This window comes from Planctopirus hydrillae, from assembly GCF_001707835.1.
GTDB classification, from domain to species: Bacteria; Planctomycetota; Planctomycetia; order Planctomycetales; family Planctomycetaceae; genus Planctopirus; species Planctopirus hydrillae.
Window position 1 is genome coordinate 1 of the sequence record NZ_LYDR01000056.1, and the last position, 309, is coordinate 309.

The following is a 309-nucleotide window of genomic DNA, read 5'->3' on the forward strand; positions in this document are numbered from 1 at the left end:
GACACTGACCGTCACAGCAACTCCTCGAGCAGGCCCGGAAGATTACCCGGGTCGTCGGCCAGTTCGAGCCGGTAACAGGGAAGTTGACGCAGCAGGCCAGCCAGGCGGTTCATACAATCCTGGTGGGCTCCGGCCAGTTGAAAAAGAGTGGAGGGTGCCAGGGCCAGCAGAGCCTGGGCTCCGCGCAGTCGAGTTAGTCGAGAGCGGCGGGCAGCGGGCACCACTTGCGGCACGACCACGGCCCTTAAGGGGGCACGGCGTAGGAGTTGACCCGGTCGGTGGCGACCCAGGTTCAGCAAGGCTTTGTCC

Annotated in this window: 1 pseudogene; it reads right to left on the bottom strand. The window is 65.0% G+C overall.

Annotation, left to right across the window (positions count from 1 at the left end):
• Window positions 1–11: 11 nt before the first annotated feature.
• A pseudogene (locus A6X21_RS24590) lies at window positions 12–309 on the bottom strand (serine kinase); the annotation flags it as partial.